Genomic DNA, 22,655 nt, shown 5'->3' with positions numbered 1-22,655 from the left:
TTCCGGCCTCAGTAAAAAATGCCCCCGGCGGGAGAGAAATAGAAATAAAAAAACTGGAGTTTATTATGGCTTCGAAAGGTATTAATAAAGTAATTCTGATAGGTAATCTGGGGCAGGACCCGGATATTCGATATATGCCAAACGGCGGCGCTGTGGCCAGCATTGCGCTGGCCACCTCCGAAACCTGGCGGGACAAACAGACAGGGGAGATGCGGGAACAAACCGAATGGCACCGCGTGGTGCTGTTCGGCAAACTGGCGGAAGTGGCCAGTGAATACCTGCGCAAAGGAGCTCAGGTGTACATCGAGGGTCAGCTGCGTACCCGAAAATGGACCGACCAGACCGGCCTGGAACGATACACGACTGAAGTGGTGGTGCATACCGGCGGCACCATGCAGATGCTGGGCTCCCGGCAGAATAGTGCACAGGGTGGCCGGGTACAGCCTCAACAACCACAACAGGGCAGACAGTTTTCAGGTAATTCGCCATCTCCGGGCAATACCACACCGTCCGGCAGTTTCAGCGACGATGACGACAGTATCCCGTTCTGACGTTCGGCCTCCTCAGTCCCCTGCTTCCTGCATTTTCATCCGGAAATTCAATCATGCAACACAAAGTCAACGAGCAGTTTATACGCCGCAGCGCGTGGCACTCCCCCGTCACCTCGCTGCTGCAGAATCCCGACTTCTTTGGCCCTGCCATCATGGCAATGATGATACTCCCGCTCTTTCTGCCGTTACTGACCCCGCTCAGTATCCTGGGCATGCTCTTTACAGGCGTCATCTTCAACAACCACCGCTGGCGCTGCCCCATGAGGATGCCCGCCACGCTGAAGTGTGACGACCCCAGCGAAGATCGAGAGGAGACAGCCCGCTTTCTTGGTGCGTGGAATTACACACGCATCAGGCCGGGTAAAGCTCGGGGGGTATTCTTCCTCGGCACACAACGAGGCAGTGATGTCGGTCGCGAGCTCTGGTTATCCCAGGCGGACCTGGTCCGGCACATCATGTTCTTCTCCACGACAGGGGGCGGTAAGACAGAAACACTGTTCTCCCTGATGCTGAACTCACTCTGCCATGCCCGGGGCTTTACCATGATGGACGGCAAGGCACAGAACGACACGGCGAGGACCATCTGGTATCTGGCCCTGCGCTTCGGTCGTGAAGATGATGTGGAGTTCATCAACTATATGACCGGCGGACGCTCCCGCAGTGAACTGCTCCATGCCGGCGACAAATCCCTGCCGGAATCCAACTCCTTCAATCCCTTTGTCTACGCCACGGAGACACTGGTCACCGAAACGCTTCAGTCGATGCTGCCCCAGAACGTCCAGGGGGGGGAATGGCAGTCCCGCGCCATCGCAATGAACAAGGCTCTGGTGTCGGGTGTTAAATACCTGTGCGTCGCAGAAAAAAGGTGCATGTCGATGCAGCTGCTGCGCGAATACATGCCTCTGGAAAAGATGGCCGCGCTTTACGTGACCGGCGTCGATGCCCGCTGGCCGGAAGAGGCGCTTTCTCCCCTGAAAAACTATCTGCAGGAGCTGCCCGGCTTCGACATGGCACATGTCAGGACACCTGCCATGTGGACCGAAGAACCGCGCAAACAGCACGGCTACCTGACCGGTCAGTTCTCGGAAACATACTCCACCTTTACCGAAACCTACGGCCACATTTTTGCTCAGGATGCCGGTGATATCGATCTGCGGGACAGTATTCATAGTGACCGTATCCTCATCACGATGATCCCGGCTCTTGAGCTGTCCTCGCATACCGCATCCGCGCTGGGGAAAATCATGGTGACGCAGCAGAGCATGATCCTCGCCCGTGACCTGGGTCACCGGATTGGCGGGACGGATGAAGAGGCACTCGAAGTCAAAAAGTACGCAACGACGTTTCCTTATATCAACTATCTTGATGAGATTGGTGCCTACTACACAGAGCGAATCACCGCAATGGCAACGCAGGTACGCTCTCTCTACTTTGCCCTGCTGATGGCAGCACAGGATGCGGAACGTATGGAAGGGACCGCAGGGGGGAACAGCGTTTCCACCCTGATGCAGAATGCCGGCGTCAAGATCAGCGGGAAAATCGTCAGTGATGAGAAAACCATGAACATCCTGCGTCGTGCAGCCGGTCAGGAAGCTCACGCCCGGATGGATACGCTGAAAAGAAAGGATGGCCTGCTGGGAACCGACTGGCAGGACGGTGATCAGACGAGGATTGTCGACGAAGACAAGCTGAAACTCAAAGACCTGATCAATCTTCAGGCAGGGGAAAACGTCACCATTTTCAACGGACATCCCGTGGCCGGCACATCCATGTATATTCCGGATTCAGAAAAAACGTCTGGCACTCCGGTACAAATCAACCGGCTGATACAGGTCGACCCGATTCCGCTGGCAGAACTGCGGCATCTGGTGCCCCGGGAAAGTGAACGCCGCATTCCGCGACCGGAGAAAGTCTCCCGCCTGATCGGGATACTAAAGGGAGAAGTGGAAAGTCCCGTCGACAGCTTCACACTCATCAGTCCGGTGATGCGAAGACTGCACGATGAATGCGCCAGCCAGGTGCTCGACATGCCGGATATTTTCGACATCAGCGAAGCGGTTTACAACCTTTACAGCCTGCTGTATACGGCAGATATCCGTACCAACCGGATATCACTTATCAGCAATGCGCCTCCTCAGCTGTCGTCCGGGGATGGGGAGTGCGATATTATACCTTTCAGTCTGTCCGGCACCCGGCCTTCCCCTGAGCAGCTTTTCTCTGCGATGATGCAGGCAGCTACACGCTCAGGCGAAGATACTGCGGATGCTGACATGCAGAATACCGGTACTGACGCTGGCGCGACGCCCTCAGCAGACGAGGCCTCATCCGGTGAGGACCACGACGAACTCTTCGACAAAGTGTTGTCAGGGTGCTGAAAATTTCACCTGTAAAACGGGGGCATGCGCAGTGATTAACGTCCCATCCCCGGCCCCTTATGACCAACCGGAGTCGGGCCATGAGCATTACCATCCTGCTGTTGCTCTTCCCGATCCAGTTGTTCCGCCAGGTACTCTGCAACATACTGCCAGTTGCGCGCATCCCGTTCGGATTTTTCAACCCGCTTCTGGTGTCTGCTCACTGCGGCCTGACGATAATCATCGGCATCTTTTCTGCTGATAATACGGATATGTTGCGGGTCCTTCCGGTTGTGCCAGGCAACAATCTCACCAAACGAGCGGAGTAGAGCAGGATCATTACCATCCGGCTCAAAACGCTCACTCTCCCGCCCAAATATCAACGGTACTGTTTTAAGTGCAGACCGTCCCAGCACACCACTCTGTGGATCGCGGTTAAGAACAATGTTGTCACCGTTATCCCGACAGATTGTCCGTCCGTTATCATCCTGCCTGTATACAATGCTGCCGTCACGACGTAACTCACCGGTAGCCCCCTCCAGTTTCATCATCTGTGGATCAATTCCGGCATCAAATTTAATGACGCCAAATCCCGGCGTGGTGACGGTTTCTTTCTTACCCCGTTTTTCACGATATGCCATCCCCCTGAGCGCGGAAATCGCTGCTTTATCACCCTTCAGCGCCTCCTGCTCCACCCACTGACGCCATGAAGGTGGATGCAGTTTCCCTGCTTCAGCAAGACGTATGCGTTCTTCTTTCAGCATGTCCTTCAGGTTCATTCTGGCCTGATAACGCCGCAGCTCTGCTGCGTTGTAATGTATTCTCCGGATACGCGGGTCACGGAAACGCTGCCGGATGATCGCCTTCTCACGACGGGTCGCCTCATTGATACGCGCATAACGTTCCTTTGCCTGCAGGTCCGGTTTCTGCCAGGTTGCACGGAATGTGTTATAGCGTTCGCGCAGATTCGCACGTTCAGTGGCACGCTCTATACGACGCTCCATACGCACCGCTTTCTCACGTGCACTTAACGACTGCCGGTACTGAGACTGCGGAGGCACTCGTTCAAAGATATCCATCGGCACCGGCTCAAACGGACCGGCATGCTGCTCCGCAATCTGCAGTGACAGGTCAGGATGAATGGCCGTTGCACGCACCGGCGTTGGAATACTCCGCCACGCATCCATCACTACCAGCCCTTTGTACTGCGGAACCAGCAGCAGTCCTTCCTTCGCAAACATCTCATGACACGCCAGCCACGTGAAACGGCCTTCCCGGATCATGTCATCAATTTTCTGCCGACAGTGATCAACCGCATAGCCATAAAGGGACTCCCTGTCAGAGAACATTTCGCGTTTCAGTGCACCCTGTGGACCTGCACCGAAGAAAGTTTTCTGCCGTTCACTGTCACTGAGCACCACACGCTCAAGCCCTTCAGATTTATATGCACGCTCCGGCGGGACATGCGTAAAAATGTCCCGTGGCACGGCTTTCCAGCCGCCATCAAGATCCGCTAACAGAGGCACCTGCAATTTAGGATGAACAGATTCAGCACGCACGGGAGTTCGTTTTCTGTCGTAAGCGTCACACACCACAAGCTCGTTATTCATGACCTGCAGATACAGACCGTTACGGGCAAACAGGGCATGAAGCTCATCAACTGTATGATGAGCGCCACGCCATGTCATTTTTTCAAATGCATCATGAATATGCTCCCGCGCATAATCAGCCAGACTGTATTTCTCCTGCATCCGGTAAAGCGGACGGGGTACATAATCTGTTTTGGGTTCGAAGAAAACCGGTCTGTGCCGTAGCTTTTCCAGCTGCTGCAGAACATTTTCGGAAGGCGCCTGCCATTCTCCCATGACGGCTACGAGCGACTGCATCTTCCACTCATGACCAAAATCAGATAACGGCACAACAAAACGTTCAGGATTACGGATATCGCGAACGGCAAATTCACCATTGCTCATTCTGTCCAGCGTGAGGCCCTTACTACCCATAAACAGATAAAAAGCACGCCATCCCTGAGTCTGGAATTTACCCGCAAAAGGTAACGTTTTTACACGAATATAGTTTCTGAAATTCTCCTGCGCATCACAGTTCCATGCACTCAGTTGTTTCCGTTCATGCGCGGAACGACGGACAATCTGCTGGTTTTCATCAACAATAAAATTGCCATTTGTCAGAGCAAAGCCATGTTTTATTTCCAGCTCGCGACAGGCTTTATGTAGACGATCTATTGCCATTCCGACAGCACGGGTTCGAAAAGTTTCCGGGTGTATCCGGTTGACGGCAACATGCACATGAAGGTTATCTGTATCCGTATGCACCGCCGCCATAAACTGATGCCCGGTCAGCCCCAGACGATTCAGCGTATGACGGATGCAGTCCTGAATCTGCTCCGGACGGGGACATTCATGCTCCGGCCAGCTCAGAATGTAATGAAAAACAGGATCAGTATCGCCACGCGTACTACGTTTACGATCAACGACAGACTGCATTTCATCCACTGCCGTTTCCACTGAACTGCAGTTATGAAAGCAGGTCACCCCGTGGAAGTTCTCCTGAAAAACGCCATCCTTGTAGACCTTCTCAAGCGATGAAACGCCAGACTGTCTCTCCTTGCAGAGATAGTCGACAATACGCGAAAAACGGTTACCCTTCGTCTCCGAACCGCGCAGTTCGCAGGCCTCAACCTTCTGGTATTTTTTATCCATCTCTTCATGGTCACGGACCACAATATACGACACCAGATCATCAAAGGATGATCCGCCATCGCGTCGTTTTTGTGGTATTACCGGAACCATGTCGTCTCTTCTTATCCTGTCACTGTCTTCAGCTGCCGATGCGTTTCTTCAGCGCATCCGCGCACTCACGCAGGGCCACTATCACTTCTGAATACTCTTTGTCGCCGACGCGTCCTCCCTCCAGAAACAGGTGTTTCTGCAGTGCACCGAGACGGCGAAGTTCGAAAAGCATGTCCTGGTCGATGACCGGGATCAGCGGCTTTCCGAGCGCCAGCCGCCGCAGGTATTCGGGAACACTGACGCCAAAGAAGTTCGCCTTTTCGGTGATGGTGTCCTTCTCTGCCTGAGTGCAACGAATCCGGGGAATCACTGCATCCTTAATCCGTTTTTCGCTTTTACTCATGGGCTATTTTCCTGCTGTTTCTTCACCGGGGTGTCGGGGCGAAGCCCTGACCGTAAGTGCATCTTTGTATTATCGCCCGTGTGGCGGGAATACAAAGATGTATCTTGTCCCGATTTTTACTCCATTATAGCCTTTGAATGCTGTGCATCATAGTCTTATGATGACGGCAGAGGCAGGGCGAAGCCCTGACAGATGGTGACTACGGTGATAGAATTGGAGCTCTGTTACTGACTGAAAGGAGTTTTCCCCATGGCAGGAAAGAAATTTTTTTCCGATGACGATATTGAAGCGGCACGTCTTGCTCTCTCTGAACTCCCTGACCTGACCGCAAAACGCAAAACGCTGCATGATTTTCTGTCCGCAATCCGGGATGACATCATCGTCCTGGTCAGGACGAAAGGTTACACCCTTGCCGACATCAGAAGCACACTGAAGGAAGCCGGTTATGAGGTGGGCGAAAAGACACTGAGGGATATCATTCGTGAAGCCGAAGCGAAGAAACCCCGACGCCGTTCTGGCAGGTCTTCAGCAACAGAAAAGGCAACATCTCCTCATGCTGAATCACAGGACAAAGTAAAGATATCGTCAGCACAGTGATGTGACATTGTCACAATAGAGGTAAAAATTTTTTACTTTTTTCTGCTCCGGACAGGTGTTTACCTGGTAAAGGCCTGTTGTTAACCTGAGCGAGAAAGGCGATAGCCATATCCGCCTTCTGTCCTGTCAAATGACAATTGACGAAAGCAAACTTTCTTCACTTCTGCCGCATAAATGCGGCAGTTCTTTTTCCACACTGCATCTCCACTCTTGAAATTAATTAACCTGTAATGATATTTTACGGCCCGCCCGGAGGTGTCGTGTTTATCTCCGTACGAAGACTCATTCCTGGCACTTTATCTGGTTTTATTCTTTGTCATGTCCGGCTCCTCACGTCAGGAGCCGTTTTTTTTCTTGGCAGTTAATAGCCTGTTACACACCGATATACCCGTACATCCATGGCTGTGTCAGAATTTATTTGCGGAAAACAACCGTCTTCATTTAATCCTGTTTTAGTGCATATTCATCCTTCATATCCATATAGCGTTGCCCTGACTGGACCCTGACAGGGCATTTTTTTATCACACTGGCGACTTCATACTTTCTCCACTTTTTCATTGCATAGTCTCCATCGTTAATTCAGAAAGTGGAGATTAACCGACCATGAAAATGCCATCAGGATGTTCCCGTATTCTCATTGCGGCTGCCATTATGGGCTGCTCAGGTATGGCACTTGCCGCGCCAGAACCGGCACCGTCTGCCGGACAACTGCCGCCGCCATGCCCGGAACGACTGGCACCACCACCGGCACAGCCACCGCTCTATGCCTTATCACAACAGACCACCACACCGGCAGAAACACTGAGCGCGGCGGTAAAAAATCTTCCTGACCTGGAAAAAGCGAAAAAATATGAAGTCCGTGTGGAAGTTCGTGAGATAACCCCACCACCACCGGCACAGCCACCGCTCTATGCCTTATCACAACAGACCACCACACCGGCAGAAACACTGAGCGCGGCGGTAAAAAATATTCCTGCCCTGGAAAAAGCGAAAAAGTATGAAGTCCGTGTGGAAGTTCGTGAGATAACCCCACCACCACCGGCACCGGATATGGATGACCCTCGCCCTTAAATAGCTTCATCAGTTGCCCGATATGATGCCATTTACCCTGACTGCTGACGGTAACGGGCGAAATATATCTCCGAAAGTGTAGATTATGACATTTGTCACCCTGGCATCCCCGCCAGGGATTTTTTTTCTGCATTGCTCAGGCAATAAACATGCTCTTCAAATTTCCTCCATATTTTTTCGTATAATCGCAGTGCACATACACAATCATCATCCCAGAATGAAGTAATGCATTTAGCCCTGAATCCACCTTCAGGGCATTTTTTTGTCAGACACGCGGCGGCAGTGCGCCGGGATAATGGCGGGCAATGATGTCATTCAGTCGCTCAACAAGGTCCGGACGGCGGAAGGTGATATGCATCGTACCTTTCCGGTATCCCCGCACCGTAAAATATTCCCCTTCAAACAACTCACCGATATTGTCGCCGTTCCCGAGAAATTCACCATACTGCGCCCCGATGCAGCTCCGGAAGTCAGGAATGTTGCGCCCTTCCAGCAGATAAAAAGGACGTACCAGGTCATCCAGTGCCTCCCGTCCGCTGCAGTCCAGCGTCACACGCCCGTTACTCCAGCGGTACAGAAGGTTTTCAATAATGATTCTCTTGCCCAGACGGCAGGGATTATTGGTTCTGTAATCCCATGACAATTTCCGGTAGACATCAATCAGTCCCTGTTCAAATGTCTGCATCTTGCTGGCATTCAGATGGCGGAATGTTGCCAGTACATTGTCCAGGGTGATTTCAGGACAGGTGTCGCTCATCAGCTGGCTGTTCCACTCATCACGCTGGCATGAACTCATGAAGGTGTACATGCCCGTATCTGTCATCAGGCGATCCCAGATTTTCCGGTCGGCAAGACGGGTGATATTCCTTTTCGCTTCTTCCGGCTTATCCATGCGACGAACGGAATCAGTCACGCAGTCTTCAAACCCGTAAAGAAAAATATCACCTGACGCATCGAGCAGAATCCTGCGCGCTGTCGCCAGGCATTCCATCGCCTGCATGAACAGTGCAATACCTTCGTTACGCTGCGCGATGATGCGGTCGATAGCCACAGACGGAATAACATCTGTCGTGCCGGCAGTATTCAGGTCAGCAGTGGGTAAAGTCTGATTCATCACATTGTCTCCTCATCGTCACGACTGCCGGGTCAGCCAGGTCATTTCCCGGAGGAGCGAAGCTCCTTCTGCCGTCCGGGTCTTCGGGGATTTCCCCGCAGTGGACCTTTCCGACGGGGGACGCTCACCACGTCACGGGGCAGTTGTCCGGGGGCAGACGCAAAAGTTTTTGACGCCTGCGGCAAAAAGTTTTGTGGCTGGTACATCTCTCCCCTGGACGACTGAAACGGGATGTGGTCGTGTATGTACCCCCGGAAAGTCCGTCTGCGGAGAACGGGCCGCAGTGCGGCGGCAGACAGGCAGAGACAGCTGCGCCATCAGGCGCAGTGGCCTTACACACCGTCAGGTGTGCAGGGAGCGCCGCATCCGGCGCGACTGAAGAAAAACGACAGCACAACAATGGCATGTCGTGGTCACTGGCGCACCACTCCCGCACAGGTGAAAACAGAGAAAACCGCACGACATCTACAACCAAAAAAAGTGAAATTTCTTCACTTTTTCACACTTATTTATCGCGCTGATTTGGTGATTATGATGATAAAATAAAGTGAAGTTTTTTCACTTTTTCAAAGGTGTTTTATGACCGGCTGGGAACTGCGAATCTGGCGAAAAAGCATGCTCTGGTCACGCGAAAAAGCGGCCAGAGAATTTGGCGTGACGCAGAGAACATGGCACGCCTGGGAAAATGCGGAACAGGTGGACGTCACCGTCTGGAGGACCACCCAGGCACTTTCAGTCCGTGACCTGCTGCCTCACATGCAGGGGATGCGCAAGGCAGATATCATCAGGCGTCTGGAAAATGAACTGGGGGAAACGGCAGGGAATGTGTGAGCGTGATTCACAGCCTGGCAGAATGCCAGGCTACTGCTCATCAGGAAACAGCTTTTTCAGTTCTTCACCGGAAAGTCCGGTTGCCTCCTGAATCCGTTCCGGCGTCCAGCCCATATCCCGCAGCCGGCAGGCTGCTTCCCGCGCCACTTCAAGCGCACCTTTCTTAAAACCTTCTTTAAAACCTTCGTCGAAACCTTTCTGTATAAGACGTTCTGCAATCGTCATACTGTTTTTTCTGCTCCTGCTGGCAAAAGGCCCGGTATTTTGCCGGGCCTTTTGGTTCTCATCAGTGAGTGATGTTCTTCAGTTCAGCTTCAGAAAGTCCGGTCAGCTGACAGATTTGTGCTGTCGGCATTCCCGCGTTCCGGAGCTCCCGGGCGATTTCCCGTGCTTTTTGAAGCGCCCCCTGCTGGATACCCTGCTGGATACCTTCCTGCTTAAGACGTTCTGCCAGTGTCATAATGCTGTCCTCGTGCTGCGGCAGTCGCTGCGCCAGCGTCTGCAAAAATTCAACCGTTACATGTTCGCTGCCATTAAGCAGATAGTTGAAAAGAACTGTAATCTGCTCTTCATCCTGGATGTCCTGCAGTGCTCTGACCAGGTTGTCCAGACACATCAGCATATCCCGCTGACGGATATGCTTCATCAGCAGCGTCAGTGCGGCCATCCGGCGATGGTTCATGATTTCATTGTCATCAACGACAGTGATATCAACCAGCGGAAACGGCTTTGTGTATATTTTAGCCGCAAGCGCCGGATTCTCAAAACAGTCCAGCCAGTTCATGCTGTACGGGTACGGGCTGCGCTCACCATGATAGAACAGCACCGGAATCACCAGTGGCAATGTTTTATGCTGCTCCAGATGTCTCTGCATCGCCGCCACACTGTAACGTAACATCCGGAAAGGCATGTACAGATTTTCGGTACTCTGGTGCTCAATCAGAGTGTAAACATAGCCGTCTTCACCCCCGGTGGTTTTCACGCTCCAGAGGATATCGCTGGCGTACTGATGCAGGTCCGGCTCAACAAAGGTGGCGGGTTCCAGCTTCAGCGTGGACAGGTCGCACAACTGCCGGTACTCCGCAGGAAGATGCAGTTCCAGAAAATCCCTGGCAACGTCGGGATTCGCCAGGAACGACCGGAACGCGGCATCATGCGGCGTGGGCGTTGTGGTGTTTTTCTTCTTACTCACGGTTCCTCCTGGTGAGATGTATGAACGTATCCTGCCGCCTGCACAGGCAGACGGCAAGGGTTAATCAGTGACAGACCCGTTCAATTTCAAGCGCGCGGAGCAGATGCCCCCACTCGCTGACTTTCATGGCAGGGATACGCACCCGCTTCTGCTCACTGCAGCGTCTGGCAATATGCCCGCTCATCGCCAGAACGTCCGGGTTAATCTCATCCTGTGCCAGCTCCTGACGTCTGAAGCGGGTATGGCGGTGCAGGGGTTTATTCTCCCGCTGGCACTCTTCACGCAGACGCTTTACATACTCGGCGGTTGCGAAGATAATTGATGGTCTCACAAATATTTCTCCTTATGTTGTTGATGACTGCCGCTCTTCCTGGCGGGGAAGTAACGGCGGAGAGAGGCAGGGTTTATCGCCCTGCCTTTTTTTCATTTCGGACAGCGGCGCAGTGCCAGCGCGAGCGCTTTCATCTTCCAGCCTTCCGGCGTGCGGTACATCACCTTCCAGTAGCCGTCGATGAACACATAATGGAAGCGCACCTCTTCAGTGCTTTCAGTGGCAATAGCCTCCCTGAAAGAACGGTACTCACGCGCCTCACTGTCCATCCGGAAACCACTGTCACGTCCGTAATAAGCCGTCACACCGTCCACCGGGTTCTGAAGCGTATGCCCGGCGGGTTTGTCGCAACGGGGACCGAGGCAACGGATATCACCGTGTTCAACCAGGGCTTCGGCCTGCTGACCGGTGGCATAGTGGGTATGCAGGATGCGACCGTTCCAGGTCGGCTCACCGTGCAGGTGGCAGTAAACGGTACGGAACACCCCGTCGCGGCAAAAAACGGAAATCGTGCTGCTGACTGTCATGAAAACGTCTCCTTCTGCTGAATCAGGTCGCCGGGCCGACCGGTTGCTCCCCGGAGGGGCGAAAGCCCCTTCTGCCGTCCACTTCTTCGGGGTTTCTCCCCGCAGTGGACCTTTCCGATGGGGCGTCCGTCACCACGTCACGGGGCAGCTGTCCGGGGGCGGACGCAAAATTTTTTGCCGGGTTTATGGCTAAAAATTTTGTGGACGGTATATCTTCCCCTGGACTGCTGAAACGGGATGTGGTTACTCCAGCCCCCGGAAAGTCCACAGCGGGAAACAGGCCGCAGGGGTGGCGGCGGAAGGGTTGACTGCGCCATCAGGCGCAGTTGCCTTACACACCGTCAGGTGTGCAGGGAGCGCCGTTTCCGGCGCGACAGGGGCGGCGCGACCGGAACGGTCGCTGCAAGCCTGGTTTTTCAGACATCGGACCGTAGCGGCAGCCCGAAACCGCGCCAGCGGGTTCGGCGGAGACTGGCGGGTGCGCCAGCAGCTGCCTGTCGGAGTCGGGCCTGACGACCGGATGCCGCCAGGCAGCCGGGAGCCGAAGGTGTCCCCGCCTCCGGAAATCAGAACAACAGAAACGACATAACAGAAAAATGCCTCACACCATGACGGGCAGGAAGGGCAGCGCCGCAGGCGCGGCCCTCCTGCATTTCAGGCAGGCGTAAGCCTGCCAGGGTTTTCCGGGGGCCCGGCAGGCCATACCCCCGCCGGAGCGGGGAGTAAATCACCGACGGAACACATGACCGTCAATAAAGGTGAAGGAGTCCAGGAATAAATCCCGCGCATACGCCTCATAGTCAAAATAGAGCGCCACCGTCTCCGGCACGTCAGCCAGCAGGCCGGTATCACTGGCGAACTCAACCGCAAAAGCCTCCTCACTGTCAGCCTCGCCCCACCAGGCATCGCGGAAGGTGTCAAAATCCGTCTCACCGGTATCATCCACCCAGAGACGATAAGCCTCTTCGCAGCCTTCATCCCGTGCCCGGCGGAAGCCTTCAACCCAGGCCCAGTTGATATGACATTCAGAGGCCATATTCCCCGGGAATCCCTCATAATCCTGAAACATCAGTTCAGGATCGGCTTCATCCTGGTGAAGAGCACGGCAGGCGGCGAAAAAGTCGCGCTCATCATCAAACGTGGTCAGGTCAAACCAGCGTCCGGCGATGCTTCCACAGTTGTATTTGTGCCAGGTTCCAACGTATACAGCAGGTGCAACAACAGACATTCCCGAATCCTCCATAGTCACATGTTCTGCGGCACCGGGCGGTGCCGTGCCTCCATAAAAGCCGGGCGATAAGGCGGGGATGCACAGGGCGCAAGGGAAGCCGCAGCCTGACGCACACGGCTGGCGGGAGTTGGAGGGTGAGACCGCGAAATCTGAGCGGGTGAACGACCGGAAAATCACGGCAGACGGGAAGGAGGGACCGGGTGACCGCAGCGGCGAAGCGTACCCTTGCATCCCTGCCAGCCCGGCTAAGATGGAGGCACGGCACAGCCCGCACACGACACGGCGGCCACATAACTGAAAACCCACAAGGCCATGCCCTGCATGGCCGGGTAAAGCGGAGCCGGCGGCGACTTCCTTTGTGCTCTTTCCGGGGACCGGCAGGAAAAAGGCGGGGATTTACCCCGCCAGTGTCATCATTTCCGGATTTTTGCCAGGGCATCCGCCATGCTGCGGATTTCGGTCCGGGCTTCCCGGACCACCTCCCGCAGAACACCACGGTCAAACCAGCGGCGGGGCGGTTCATCCGGTATACGCAGCACATCGCAGGCCAGCCCACTGGACAGGATATGCTCAATACAATCGCTGACCAGGTACATTTCCACCGACGAAAAACGAGCGCCCCGGTTCAGGATGGCATCGAGCACCACGGGCAGGTTTTCGTCGTCTTCATCGAGCCAGCAGGGGTGATCGCTTTCCTTCACCACCAGGCGAAAGCGGCGGGTCTGGCGGGTCAGCAACGTCTGACCGGTGGTGGTCAGCGCCGCCCGGATACACCGCGCATCTTCTGCCACCTGGTAACAGATGCTTCGTACCGCATCGTGCACCGCATCAAGAACAGCCCTGATTTCGTCTTCGGTCAGCCATTCTCCGGCATACGGGAAAGACACCTGAGTTCCGTCTGCCGGAAGTACCGGCAGCGATTGCCACTGACTGCCGGACAGTACCAGTTCCGCCCCGGTTCCGGTCAGTCTCTGAATGGCGGAGGCCAGGAGCGGCGGCAGTACGCCGCCGTGACGGTTGATAAGTAACGTCGCCAGCCGGGGCGCATCCAGCCGCACGTAAATGCTGATCCAGCCCGGATACTTCGGGTTACGCTGGTCAACATCCGTCTCTTCCGGCCAGCCCTGCGCCAGCAGCAGGTTACGGGCGTGACGACAAACCAGTGCATTCAGCGTTTTGTTCATGATTAAGCGTTCTCCCTGTATCGCCGCCCGCAAGGCAGGCGGCGATAACATCAGTTGTTTTCGTGTGTGTTGTTTTTCAGCAGGGTGCGGGCCTGATTAATCACTGCCTGACGGCGGGTAACACATTCCGGGACGGCAAGGCCGTTATCACGGGCGGCCCATTCACGTTTCCACAGTGCCTGTTCAGCGGTCTGAATCAGGGACGCCAGCAGTTCAGCCGGGACGGTCACCAGGCGGTTTTCGCTCACGTTGCTGATAATCTCCATCGCAGCGGCGGAAGAAATACCGGACTCCATCCGCTGGTCTTCCGGGATGTCCTCCAGGTGCGCCAGGACAGTCCTGATTTCATGATCGGTCAGAGAAATTTCCATACCGTCGGCCAGTGCCTGAATCTCTTCCGGGGACCAGATAAGCAGCATCAGCGGCGTGTTTCCCGGATACTTTGCTGCCAGCTCACGGCAGAGCGTTTCGCATGTTCCGTACATTTCGTCTCCTCCTTAATCTTTGAAGCACGCATCCAGTTCAAGAATTTCGGTATATGCCTCCATCAGGAGGCGGTTTGCGCGAAACAACGTCTGACGCACCAGACGTTCCGGCAGGGTGTCAGCATTAAAGCTGTACCGCCGCTCCATCTCATTCATGGTTGTACGCAGGTCGCACATGGCATTGGCCACCTCCGCCACTTCGGCGCGAAGTTTTTCGTGTCCGGCATAGTTCATTTACGCAGCCTCCGGCATAAACCAGTCATCATTCGCGGCCCCCTGCTGCATGGCCCGTTGCACGGCGGCAAGGCGTTGCTGCCCGGCACGGTGATACTGCTCAAGCAGCTCGATACCGATATACCGGCGTCCGGACTGGAAGGCGGCAACGCAGGTTGAGCCGCTGCCTGCAAACGGGTCCAGCACAATTGCGTTCGGGTGTGTGAAGCTCTCAATCAGCGGTTGCAGGCTGGTAACAGGCTTTTCCGTCGGGTGATGACGATTGCCTGAATATTTCCAGCCCAGCACGTCCGGCAGCGGGTTTTGTGGCAGACGTGGACGGCCTTTTGCCAGGATGTAGGCGCATTCGTGGCGATAGCCCACATATGCGGCCTTCGATGTGTAGTTTTTGGTGAAGACCAGGTGACCAACAACGCTGAATCCCGCATTTTTCCAGGCAGACATAAAGCGATCGACGCGGTTCCAGCCATAGAAACTCACCATCAGCGCGTCTTTTTTCAGCACGCGGTACATCTCATTACAGGCCGGTTGCAGCCATTCGTCGGTTTTATCGCCGGCAATGGTGCGCCCGGAACGGTCACGGAAACCGACGAGATACGGCGGGTCAGTCAGTATGAAATCAATGGCGTTATCAGGAATACGGGCCATAACATCGATGCAGTTACCGAGGACAAAACGGGACATAACAACGCTCCTTCTCTTACAGAAGGCACCGGGAGGGCACCCCTGTGGTGCCCGTTCCCCGCTGCCTGTGGGCTGTTCACCGCGTCCGGTAACGGGTCAGGCCGACCGTGGAATACCGCAGCCGTCGTCTTTTTGACGGCAAGGCTATGCCGCGAAAGCGGCTTGAAGGGCGTTCATCAGAAAAGGGCGACGGGCTGGCGTACACTGTCACCGACGCCAGCCGGGAGCGGTAAAAGCGCCCGTCCCGTGCCCGCCGGACGCGGGACACTGACCACAGGCAGCGTTTATGCCGCGCCGCGTCAGCCGGCGCAGTAAAAAGAGGAGCCCGGCGACATCCTTTACCGGAAAAGAAACGGGCGGTTGCCCGCCCGTCTCCGTCATACTTCATCCGCCATAATGCGCCACCTTGTCGACTATCCACGCAGGTCCGGTGACTTCCGGCAGCTCATCGTCATCTGTCGGGGAAGACCATTCCAGTTCCCCCCACAGCACATCAACGAGCTCTCCGCGCTCATACAACTGCCAGCCACAGAAATTGCAGCCCTGTTCGGCGTACCAGTGCTCCAGCGTGCAGCCGAAGCGGCGGCTTAATTCTGCAATAACGTCGCTTTCCGGCTGACACCACGGCGTGTCGAAATCCACCTGAATGAAGTTGTCTCCCTGACGGCTGATATTCACCTCATACCCCACAGGCCACTTCACGCCATACTGTTCCGTATACCAGTGATATGCAGAAGGAACACCGTTCAGAACACCACCGTTAAAGCCATTCACTTCAACATCCAGGCGGGTGGGCAGAACCGTCAGCAGGTCAAACGGCATGGTTTTTTCCGGCAGTACGTTGTCACACAGACGGTTCCACCACACCGATACATCCTCGTTACTCCAGAAGCCACACCAGTCACCTCTTTTGGCGGTGAAATGCACGGTGATGGTTTCTCTGACCTCATCCGGTAATCCTTCCCAGCGACACTGGCCAGTACCGCTCTGCAGCCAGAGTTCATGCAGCATCAGGCAGTTTTGCTCATCCAGCAGTACACCGTCCTGCAGGTATGTCAGCCAGCGGGTGAACGCGATATTCTCCGGCGATACAACGCCACGCCCGGCAGCCGTCAGTCCGGGGCATGGTTCAAACCGCACATCTTCAGTGGTCTGCAGAAGTCCGGCACTTCCGGCCAGAAACAGCTGAATACCTTCATCTGTGGCGCGGCGATAAAACGGTGTGACTGCACCGCTGGCCAGTCGTTTAATCTCAGCGATCTGTGCTGGTTCACCAGAAAAATACATACGATTCGAGCACCAGTTTGGCATGGGAATTCTCCTCTCACATGCGGCCTCCATCAGGCCGTGCCGCACCTGTAACCGGGCGACCGCATACGAATGCAGGTGCGGCCCCGAAGCCGCAGCGCGTGGAGGAGGAACGACGAAACGTGACCGGGTGAGGAGGCCGGCGACAGCGACACACTTGCATCGGATGCAGCCCGGTTAACGTGCCGGCACGGCCTGGGTAACCAGGTATTTTATTCACAGAACCGTGCGCAAAATGCTGTGGATAAGCTGGACACAGCAGTCCACAGCAGGCATACAGCCACACTCTCAGAGAATTGAGCGTTTTTTAGTCACAATAATGACATTTGACTGTGTGTGGATTCAGTTATTAGAATACTGTATATGCATACAGCAAAAGAAAAGGGAGATGAGAACATGATCCGCATTGAAATTCTTTTCGACCGCCAGAGCACAAAAAACCTCAAATCAGGCACACTTCAGGCGCTACAGAATGAAATCGAACAACGTCTGAAACCACACTACCCGGAAATCTGGCTGCGTATAGACCAGGGCAGCGCCCCGTCTGTATCTGTCACAGGAGCCCGCAACGACAAGGATAAAGAACGTATCCTGTCTCTGCTGGAAGAAATCTGGCAGGACGACAGCTGGCTGCCTGCAGCATGAGTACCGTTTATTACCGTCCGGCTGACCCTTCAGGCGATGACAGTTACGTGCGACCGTTGTTTGCCGATCGTTGCCAGGCCGGTTTTCCTTCGCCTGCCACTGATTATGCTGAGCAGGAACTGGATCTGAACAGCTATTGCATCAGCAGACCTGCAGCCACCTTCTTTCTGCGCGCCAGCGGTGAATCGATGAACCAGGCTGGCGTGCAGAATGGCGATCTGCTGGTAGTGGACAGGGCCGAAAAACCACAACACGGGGACATCGTTATCGCTGAGATCGACGGTGAGTTCACCGTCAAACGACTGCTGTTGCGCCCACGCCCGGCACTGGAGCCGGTTTCAGACAGCCCGGAGTTCCGCACACTGTATCCGGAAAACATCTGTATTTTTGGTGTTGTCACTCACGTGATACACAGGACGCGGGAGTTACGCTGATGTTTGCACTGGCTGATATCAACAGTTTCTACGCCTCATGTGAAAAAGTTTTCCGCCCGGACCTTCGCAACGAACCGGTCATCGTACTCAGCAATAACGATGGCTGTGTGATCGCGCGCAGCCCGGAGGCAAAAGCCCTTGGCATCAGAATGGGGCAGCCCTGGTTTCAGGTGAGACAGATGCGCCTGGAGAAGAAAATACATGTATTTTCCAGCAATTATGCGCTGTACCACAGCATGAGCCAACGGGTCATGGCTGTTCTGGAGTCGCTTTCTCCCGCAGTTGAGCCCTACTCAATTGATGAAATGTTTATTGATTTGCGGGGGATAAATCATTGCATCTCTCCGGAGTTTTTTGGTCATCAGCTCAGGGAACAGGTAAAGAGCTGGACAGGACTCACCATGGGGGTGGGCATTGCGCCTACAAAAACGCTGGCTAAAAGTGCACAGTGGGCAACAAAGCAATGGCCACAGTTTTCCGGTGTGGTCGCGCTGACGGCAGAAAACCGTAATCGGATCTTGAAGCTACTGGGACTGCAGCCAGTTGGTGAGGTCTGGGGAGTAGGACGCAGACTGACGGAAAAGCTGAATGCGCTGGGTATTAACACAGCACTGCAGCTGGCGCAGGCTAACACGGCATTCATCCGGAAAAACTTCAGCGTCATTCTTGAGCGTACGGTACGCGAACTCAACGGCGAGTCCTGCATATCCCTGGAAGAAGCACCACCGGCAAAACAGCAGATTGTCTGTAGTCGCAGTTTTGGTGAACGAATCACAGACAAAGATGCCATGCACCAGGCTGTTGTTCAGTATGCAGAGCGGGCCGCAGAGAAACTACGTGGGGAGCGTCAGTATTGCCGGCAGGTGACGACATTTGTACGGACATCCCCCTTTGCAGTAAAAGAACCCTGTTACAGCAATGCCGCTGTGGAAAAGCTTCCATTGCCCACACAGGACAGCCGGGACATTATTGCCGCCGCATGCAGAGCCTTAAACCATGTCTGGCGTGAAGGGTACCGCTATATGAAGGCAGGAGTCATGCTGGCTGATTTCACACCATCGGGTATAGCGCAGCCGGGATTATTTGATGAAATCCAGCCCCGTAAAAACAGTGAAAAGTTAATGAAAACACTCGATGAACTGAACCAGTCGGGAAAAGGGAAAGTGTGGTTTGCGGGGCGAGGAACCGCCCCTGAATGGCAAATGAAACGGGAAATGTTGAGTCAGTGTTATACAACTAAATGGCGAGATATTCCCCTGGCCAGGCTGGGTTAGTTCAGTCATCTCCGAACATATTTTCAGCGTTTCTTCTGGTCTGGTCTTCACCGTCATTTCTCGACAGACTCTGCTCTGTAAGAGGAGTACTGCAATCCACAGACGTATGGAGACCAGATTGTTTTTCCAGTAATTCAAGCAATTTCTTTTCAACCGAAAAAGCACCTGGTATCACGCTGGAAATCACCTTATTAATATCATCCAGAGTCGTATTTTCTGTCAGTAACTCCGATATCAGCAAAGGAAGACGTTTATCTATAGCTGCAAACGCCGCACCAGTAACTAACATCGCGCGCATGAAACGTCCCCGCTCCTTCAGTTTTTCATTTGCAATGAGCTCATCTGCTATCTTATCTCCTGTCCGTTCATCCGGGAAAAGTTCAAATGAGCAGCGTCTGGATTTATTTTCATCACTCATTAGTCACACCACCTTTCATTTTTATCATTCCCATGACTAAATCAAACTGCGGGGATGAGCTCAGATAAAAGCGCTCATCAGGAACCTTAGTCAGGTTCTTCACAGCCTCGGCCACAATTTCAGCCCCACCACCAACACACATTACATGTGTATAGTCGGTGAAACGGCTGATGACATCATTAACTCGTTTAATAAGCAACTTCTGCCGTTCATTGATAACATTAATGATAGACTCACGCTGTTCAGCATTATAAATGCGACGGGAAAGGTAGTCAGGTTCATTACGGTGCACAATGATATTGTCAGCCTGGAATGAGCTCACTCTTGTATTAGCATGTACAGCCATCTGTTCCTTAACCCCGGATGTAATCAGGGACACGCCGATATTTGGATCACACCAGGTTTTTGTAATCCCTGTCATTTTGCTACGAACATGCGACACATCAAGAGTTGTACCACCGAGATCTACGATCAAAAGGGATTCATCATCCTCAAGCCCCGCAAGAACACTGAAACCAGCGGGAATACTTTCAGGAAGAACGGAAACACTGCGAATAACAAATGCATCACTCCCCTGCACCCGTACTTCACGCATCACATTTTTTTTCTTTCTTTCAATGTTTTGCTTATTTTTCTGATTGTTGGCGTCAAGGTATTCAGAGATCGGCAATGTGACGATGACATCAACAGGCTGCGCTTTCAGGCCGGTCTGCTGTAGCGCATGCTGAATGGCCACAACATTCACATCACTGTACTGATAGCGTGTTTCAGTCGTTACGACAGCATCAGCACTTAATGGATCAAATGAAAACTTCTCGCCGTCGATCTCGTAATTAGCCGGGGCAGCATCATCCAGTAAACTAAAAGACCATTCCGGTTTAAAGCTGTTAGGGCTGATTAACGTTTTCACGTCACCATCCTCCAACCAGGCAAGTTTAATGTTGGTAGAACCATCATCAATAAAGATTTTCATAACCAGTCTCCGTTGCTCATAAACAAATAGAAAAAACAAACATGCTTCATACATGCAATGTATATTCAATTATAATGAAAAAACGGTCTTTCTGAAAGGACAAATGCAACATAAAAACACGATAAATTGCATGTACATTGTACACACAACTTTAAGACCAGAGGAAATCATAGATACAAAAACATTATGAAGGTTATATGTGATACATAAATGCAATATAAAAACATCGTGGACATCATGGTTCAGGTTAGGGGAAAAGGAATGAAATGGTGAAACTGAGAGGAAAGGAAAGCGGTGACGAATCATGTCACCATAAACAGAAAGATTTCTAATGGGGACTCTTTAGGTACGTGAAGAATCCCCATAACGCATTTAAAAGACACACATCAGATACCCTTAAGGTATCCGATAGTTTATTGACCTATTGCACCATCACGTTCAAGCTTCTCTCTTATAGCCTCAATAATATATGAGCTAAAATCCAGAGATGTTTTACTGGTCGCTTTAAGTTCCGCATGAGCTTCAAAATACGACAGCGGTATGGCCTTAAGATTCTTAGCCTTCGTCCTGGCAGCCACGGGACGACCTGAAACTTCCTCTGCACCTTCATTTGGCTGAGACGGGGCTGTTGCTGTTACGGCAGAAGAAGAAGTTTGTAATCTGGCAGAATCCACCAGGTTTTTCAGTTTTTCAGCCTGTGCACTAAATTTCGCTTTGCTCATGAGATAACCCAGGATGTTTGTTAGATACTTAAAAGATATCCATTAAAAGCCCAAAGGATACTATATGGATACCCAATAGACACACCTTACTGTTTATTATTTTCAATCAGATGATTGATTTCTTCGATCAGGGCAATAACTTCCTTACCTCCTGCCGAATAGCGCCCATGAACAGACTCAGTGATTCCCATCCCAGTCTCAATGACATCCTCAAATTCTGCACGAGCAGAAATGCGGCTCTTCATCAGCTTCAGATGTTTGAACGATGGCAGGATTGCATCAAGCTTAGGGAATTTCTTCTTGTTAGGATTAACTTTACAGAGATACAGGTGAGCAGTTATATCGGTCCCCATGATAGAGCTGATTTCGTCCAGTACTCCATCAAAATGCATCAAACCAATACGTTCAGTCAGGGAGTCTTTTGAAGGGACAATAACGCAGTCTGCAAAGGCAATCGCAGTACGGGTAAGATCTGAGTCAAATCCCCCACAGTCAATAAGTAACGTCTTATCGCTGTTCTTGTAGGGAGTCATAATTTCGATGGCACTGTTGCAAATAGTCGGTGGTGATAAACTTATCATCCCCTTTTGCTGATGGAGCTGCACATGAACCCATTCAAAGGCCGGCATTTTCAGCGTGACATCATTCTGTGGGCCGTACGCTGGTACTGCAAATACGGCATCAGTTACCGTGAGCTGCAGGAGATGCTGGCTGAACGCGGAGTGAATGTCGATCACTCCACGATTTACCGCTGGGTTCAGCGTTATGCGCCTGAAATGGAAAAACGGCTGCGCTGGTACTGGCGTAACCCTTCCGATCTTTGCCCGTGGCACATGGATGAAACCTACGTGAAGGTCAATGGCCGCTGGGCGTATCTGTACCGGGCCGTCGACAGCCGGGGCCGCACTGTCGATTTTTATCTCTCCTCCCGTCGTAACAGCAAAGCTGCATACCGGTTTCTGGGTAAAATCCTCAACAACGTGAAGAAGTGGCAGATCCCACGATTCATCAACACGGATAAAGCGCCCGCCTATGGTCGCGCGCTTGCTCTGCTCAAACGCGAAGGCCGGTGCCCGTCTGACGTTGAACACCGACAGATTAAGTACCGGAACAACGTGATTGAATGCGATCATGGCAAACTGAAACGGATAATCAACGCCACGCTGGGATTTAAATCCATGAAGACGGCTTACGCCACCATCAAAGGTATTGAGGTGATGCGTGCACTACGCAAAGGCCAGGCCTCAGCATTTTATTATGGTGATCCCCTGGGCGAAATGCGCCTGGTAAGCAGAGTTTTTGAAATGTAAGGCCTTTGAATAAGACAAAAGGCTGCCTCATC

The 22,655-nt window shown here is 53.1% G+C and carries 26 protein-coding genes and 2 pseudogenes; 10 read left to right on the top strand and 18 right to left on the bottom strand.

The window, feature by feature from the left end; all coding sequences use genetic code 11:
* Nucleotides 1–65 precede the first annotated feature (65 nt).
* Nucleotides 66–551, top strand: a complete 486-nt coding sequence (locus EOS97_RS26060; protein WP_021560357.1) for a single-stranded DNA-binding protein — start codon at nt 66–68, stop codon at nt 549–551.
* Between the two features lie 53 nt (nt 552–604).
* A complete protein-coding gene (gene trbC, locus EOS97_RS26055) occupies nt 605–2,926 on the top strand; it encodes an F-type conjugative transfer protein TrbC (RefSeq protein WP_050869031.1) in 2,322 nt (773 codons plus the stop codon).
* A gap of 35 nt (nt 2,927–2,961) precedes the next feature.
* Here the strand turns inward: trbC and EOS97_RS26050 are convergent, their stop codons facing one another.
* On the bottom strand, nt 2,962–5,715 hold the full coding sequence (locus tag EOS97_RS26050) for a relaxase/mobilization nuclease domain-containing protein (RefSeq protein WP_050869030.1): 2,754 nt from the start codon (nt 5,713–5,715) through the stop codon (nt 2,962–2,964).
* 28 nt (nt 5,716–5,743) lie between these two features.
* Nucleotides 5,744–6,058 carry a plasmid mobilization protein MobA gene (mobA, locus tag EOS97_RS26045; RefSeq protein ID WP_050869029.1) on the bottom strand — a complete coding sequence of 105 codons (315 nt, stop codon included), beginning with the start codon at nt 6,056–6,058 and terminating at the stop codon, nt 5,744–5,746.
* Between the two features lie 249 nt (nt 6,059–6,307).
* Between mobA and EOS97_RS26040 the strand changes: the two genes are divergently transcribed.
* Together EOS97_RS26040 and EOS97_RS26035 are read left to right on the top strand one after the other, a co-directional pair.
* Entirely contained in the window at nt 6,308–6,655 is a 348-nt protein-coding gene (locus EOS97_RS26040; protein WP_050869028.1) for a hypothetical protein, read from the top strand.
* A gap of 603 nt (nt 6,656–7,258) precedes the next feature.
* Nucleotides 7,259–7,726, top strand: a complete 468-nt coding sequence (locus tag EOS97_RS26035) for a hypothetical protein (RefSeq protein WP_080179347.1) — start codon at nt 7,259–7,261, stop codon at nt 7,724–7,726.
* A gap of 265 nt (nt 7,727–7,991) precedes the next feature.
* Here the strand turns inward: EOS97_RS26035 and EOS97_RS26030 are convergent, their stop codons facing one another.
* Entirely contained in the window at nt 7,992–8,840 is an 849-nt protein-coding gene (locus EOS97_RS26030; RefSeq protein WP_064772868.1) for a DUF4942 domain-containing protein, read from the bottom strand.
* A gap of 348 nt (nt 8,841–9,188) precedes the next feature.
* Here EOS97_RS26030 and EOS97_RS27550 point away from each other — a divergent pair, with 348 nt between their 5' ends.
* Both EOS97_RS27550 and EOS97_RS26015 read left to right on the top strand, forming a co-directional pair.
* Nucleotides 9,189–9,386: a hypothetical protein gene (locus EOS97_RS27550; protein ID WP_024192155.1), complete on the top strand. Its 198-nt coding sequence runs from the start codon at nt 9,189–9,191 to the stop codon at nt 9,384–9,386.
* Between the two features lie 33 nt (nt 9,387–9,419).
* Complete coding sequence (locus EOS97_RS26015; RefSeq protein ID WP_000148286.1) at nt 9,420–9,671, top strand: helix-turn-helix transcriptional regulator; 252 nt, start codon at nt 9,420–9,422, stop codon at nt 9,669–9,671.
* 30 nt (nt 9,672–9,701) lie between these two features.
* Here EOS97_RS26015 and EOS97_RS26010 read toward each other — a convergent pair whose 3' ends face one another.
* From EOS97_RS26010 to EOS97_RS25945, 11 genes and pseudogenes are all read right to left on the bottom strand, one after another.
* A complete protein-coding gene (locus tag EOS97_RS26010) occupies nt 9,702–9,896 on the bottom strand; it encodes a hypothetical protein (protein ID WP_001577563.1) in 195 nt (64 codons plus the stop codon).
* Between the two features lie 61 nt (nt 9,897–9,957).
* On the bottom strand, nt 9,958–10,863 hold the full coding sequence (locus tag EOS97_RS26005; RefSeq protein ID WP_127836221.1) for an Rpn family recombination-promoting nuclease/putative transposase: 906 nt from the start codon (nt 10,861–10,863) through the stop codon (nt 9,958–9,960).
* Nucleotides 10,864–10,927: 64 nt separating this feature from the next.
* Nucleotides 10,928–11,194, bottom strand: a complete 267-nt coding sequence (locus tag EOS97_RS26000) for a hypothetical protein (protein WP_001578094.1) — start codon at nt 11,192–11,194, stop codon at nt 10,928–10,930.
* A gap of 92 nt (nt 11,195–11,286) precedes the next feature.
* Entirely contained in the window at nt 11,287–11,721 is a 435-nt protein-coding gene (locus tag EOS97_RS25995) for a hypothetical protein (protein WP_000218863.1), read from the bottom strand.
* 727 nt (nt 11,722–12,448) lie between these two features.
* Nucleotides 12,449–12,949 carry an antirestriction protein ArdA gene (locus EOS97_RS25980; RefSeq protein WP_000117626.1) on the bottom strand — a complete coding sequence of 167 codons (501 nt, stop codon included), beginning with the start codon at nt 12,947–12,949 and terminating at the stop codon, nt 12,449–12,451.
* Nucleotides 12,950–13,365: 416 nt separating this feature from the next.
* Nucleotides 13,366–14,136 (bottom strand): hypothetical protein, encoded by a 771-nt coding sequence (locus EOS97_RS25970; protein WP_024262138.1) that lies wholly within the window; start codon nt 14,134–14,136, stop codon nt 13,366–13,368.
* A gap of 50 nt (nt 14,137–14,186) precedes the next feature.
* A pseudogene (locus tag EOS97_RS25965) lies at nt 14,187–14,653 on the bottom strand (DUF1380 family protein).
* Nucleotides 14,634–14,855: a hypothetical protein gene (locus EOS97_RS25960; protein WP_001104885.1), complete on the bottom strand. Its 222-nt coding sequence runs from the start codon at nt 14,853–14,855 to the stop codon at nt 14,634–14,636. Before EOS97_RS25960 ends, EOS97_RS25965 begins: the two are co-directional and overlap by 20 nt.
* The gene (locus tag EOS97_RS25955; protein WP_033548816.1) at nt 14,856–15,539 is read right to left on the bottom strand and encodes a DNA methylase; all 684 of its coding nucleotides are present in this window, start codon (nt 15,537–15,539) and stop codon (nt 14,856–14,858) included.
* Nucleotides 15,540–15,615: 76 nt separating this feature from the next.
* The gene (locus EOS97_RS25950) at nt 15,616–15,927 is read right to left on the bottom strand and encodes a hypothetical protein (protein WP_012680995.1); all 312 of its coding nucleotides are present in this window, start codon (nt 15,925–15,927) and stop codon (nt 15,616–15,618) included.
* Entirely contained in the window at nt 15,924–16,826 is a 903-nt protein-coding gene (locus EOS97_RS25945) for a DUF1281 domain-containing protein (protein ID WP_077779877.1), read from the bottom strand. Before EOS97_RS25945 ends, EOS97_RS25950 begins: the two co-directional genes overlap by 4 nt.
* Before the next feature lie 417 nt (nt 16,827–17,243).
* Here EOS97_RS25945 and EOS97_RS25935 point away from each other — a divergent pair, with 417 nt between their 5' ends.
* The 3 genes from EOS97_RS25935 to EOS97_RS25925 are packed head-to-tail and all read left to right on the top strand — an operon-like array spanning nt 17,244 to nt 19,200.
* Complete coding sequence (locus EOS97_RS25935) at nt 17,244–17,492, top strand: DinI-like family protein (protein WP_000618110.1); 249 nt, start codon at nt 17,244–17,246, stop codon at nt 17,490–17,492.
* Nucleotides 17,489–17,926, top strand: a complete 438-nt coding sequence (gene umuD, locus EOS97_RS25930; protein ID WP_064772921.1) for a translesion error-prone DNA polymerase V autoproteolytic subunit — start codon at nt 17,489–17,491, stop codon at nt 17,924–17,926. Before EOS97_RS25935 ends, umuD begins: the two co-directional genes overlap by 4 nt.
* Nucleotides 17,926–19,200: a Y-family DNA polymerase gene (locus EOS97_RS25925; protein ID WP_000457498.1), complete on the top strand. Its 1,275-nt coding sequence runs from the start codon at nt 17,926–17,928 to the stop codon at nt 19,198–19,200. Before umuD ends, EOS97_RS25925 begins: the two co-directional genes overlap by 1 nt.
* A 1-nt stretch (nt 19,201) precedes the next feature.
* Here the strand turns inward: EOS97_RS25925 and EOS97_RS25920 are convergent, their stop codons facing one another.
* From EOS97_RS25920 to EOS97_RS25905, 4 genes and pseudogenes are all read right to left on the bottom strand, one after another.
* Nucleotides 19,202–19,618: a plasmid partitioning/stability family protein gene (locus EOS97_RS25920; protein ID WP_001278818.1), complete on the bottom strand. Its 417-nt coding sequence runs from the start codon at nt 19,616–19,618 to the stop codon at nt 19,202–19,204.
* Nucleotides 19,611–20,591, bottom strand: coding sequence for a plasmid segregation protein ParM (locus EOS97_RS25915; protein WP_000688514.1), 981 nt, complete (start codon nt 20,589–20,591; stop codon nt 19,611–19,613). The genes EOS97_RS25920 and EOS97_RS25915 overlap by 8 nt, the downstream gene beginning before the upstream one ends.
* A 413-nt stretch (nt 20,592–21,004) precedes the next feature.
* Nucleotides 21,005–21,313: a hypothetical protein gene (locus EOS97_RS25910; protein WP_000030199.1), complete on the bottom strand. Its 309-nt coding sequence runs from the start codon at nt 21,311–21,313 to the stop codon at nt 21,005–21,007.
* Nucleotides 21,314–21,399: 86 nt separating this feature from the next.
* Nucleotides 21,400–21,855, bottom strand: a pseudogene (locus EOS97_RS25905) (ParA family protein); the annotation flags it as partial.
* 63 nt (nt 21,856–21,918) lie between these two features.
* Here EOS97_RS25905 and EOS97_RS25900 point away from each other — a divergent pair.
* Nucleotides 21,919–22,623 carry an IS6-like element IS26 family transposase gene (locus EOS97_RS25900; protein WP_001067858.1) on the top strand — a complete coding sequence of 235 codons (705 nt, stop codon included), beginning with the start codon at nt 21,919–21,921 and terminating at the stop codon, nt 22,621–22,623.
* Nucleotides 22,624–22,655 lie beyond the last annotated feature (32 nt).

The sequence above is a fragment of the Salmonella sp. SSDFZ54 genome (genome assembly GCF_004010735.1).
Taxonomy (GTDB): Bacteria; Pseudomonadota; Gammaproteobacteria; order Enterobacterales; family Enterobacteriaceae; genus Salmonella; species Salmonella enterica.
The sequence above is the reverse complement of the archived record's forward strand: the minus strand, read 5'-3'. Positions and strand labels throughout refer to the sequence as shown.

Coding starts and splice junctions, on each gene's coding strand:
- EOS97_RS25925 (WP_000457498.1), top strand. CDS start 17,926: ATGTTTGCACTGGCTGATATCAACAGTTTCTACGCCTCATGTGAAAAA.
- EOS97_RS25900 (WP_001067858.1), top strand. CDS start 21,919: ATGAACCCATTCAAAGGCCGGCATTTTCAGCGTGACATCATTCTGTGG.
- EOS97_RS25960 (WP_001104885.1), bottom strand. CDS start 14,855: ATGAACTATGCCGGACACGAAAAACTTCGCGCCGAAGTGGCGGAGGTG.
- EOS97_RS25950 (WP_012680995.1), bottom strand. CDS start 15,927: ATGAAGTATGACGGAGACGGGCGGGCAACCGCCCGTTTCTTTTCCGGT.
- EOS97_RS25915 (WP_000688514.1), bottom strand. CDS start 20,591: ATGAAAATCTTTATTGATGATGGTTCTACCAACATTAAACTTGCCTGG.
- EOS97_RS25945 (WP_077779877.1), bottom strand. CDS start 16,826: ATGTATTTTTCTGGTGAACCAGCACAGATCGCTGAGATTAAACGACTG.
- EOS97_RS26060 (WP_021560357.1), top strand. CDS start 66: ATGGCTTCGAAAGGTATTAATAAAGTAATTCTGATAGGTAATCTGGGG.
- trbC (WP_050869031.1), top strand. CDS start 605: ATGCAACACAAAGTCAACGAGCAGTTTATACGCCGCAGCGCGTGGCAC.
- EOS97_RS26030 (WP_064772868.1), bottom strand. CDS start 8,840: ATGAATCAGACTTTACCCACTGCTGACCTGAATACTGCCGGCACGACA.
- EOS97_RS26010 (WP_001577563.1), bottom strand. CDS start 9,896: ATGACGATTGCAGAACGTCTTATACAGAAAGGTTTCGACGAAGGTTTT.
- EOS97_RS25910 (WP_000030199.1), bottom strand. CDS start 21,313: ATGAGCAAAGCGAAATTTAGTGCACAGGCTGAAAAACTGAAAAACCTG.
- EOS97_RS26050 (WP_050869030.1), bottom strand. CDS start 5,715: ATGGTTCCGGTAATACCACAAAAACGACGCGATGGCGGATCATCCTTT.
- EOS97_RS26015 (WP_000148286.1), top strand. CDS start 9,420: ATGACCGGCTGGGAACTGCGAATCTGGCGAAAAAGCATGCTCTGGTCA.
- EOS97_RS25980 (WP_000117626.1), bottom strand. CDS start 12,949: ATGTCTGTTGTTGCACCTGCTGTATACGTTGGAACCTGGCACAAATAC.
- EOS97_RS25935 (WP_000618110.1), top strand. CDS start 17,244: ATGATCCGCATTGAAATTCTTTTCGACCGCCAGAGCACAAAAAACCTC.
- EOS97_RS25955 (WP_033548816.1), bottom strand. CDS start 15,539: ATGTCCCGTTTTGTCCTCGGTAACTGCATCGATGTTATGGCCCGTATT.
- EOS97_RS25920 (WP_001278818.1), bottom strand. CDS start 19,618: ATGAGTGATGAAAATAAATCCAGACGCTGCTCATTTGAACTTTTCCCG.
- EOS97_RS25995 (WP_000218863.1), bottom strand. CDS start 11,721: ATGACAGTCAGCAGCACGATTTCCGTTTTTTGCCGCGACGGGGTGTTC.
- EOS97_RS25970 (WP_024262138.1), bottom strand. CDS start 14,136: ATGAACAAAACGCTGAATGCACTGGTTTGTCGTCACGCCCGTAACCTG.
- umuD (WP_064772921.1), top strand. CDS start 17,489: ATGAGTACCGTTTATTACCGTCCGGCTGACCCTTCAGGCGATGACAGT.
- EOS97_RS26035 (WP_080179347.1), top strand. CDS start 7,259: ATGAAAATGCCATCAGGATGTTCCCGTATTCTCATTGCGGCTGCCATT.
- mobA (WP_050869029.1), bottom strand. CDS start 6,058: ATGAGTAAAAGCGAAAAACGGATTAAGGATGCAGTGATTCCCCGGATT.
- EOS97_RS26040 (WP_050869028.1), top strand. CDS start 6,308: ATGGCAGGAAAGAAATTTTTTTCCGATGACGATATTGAAGCGGCACGT.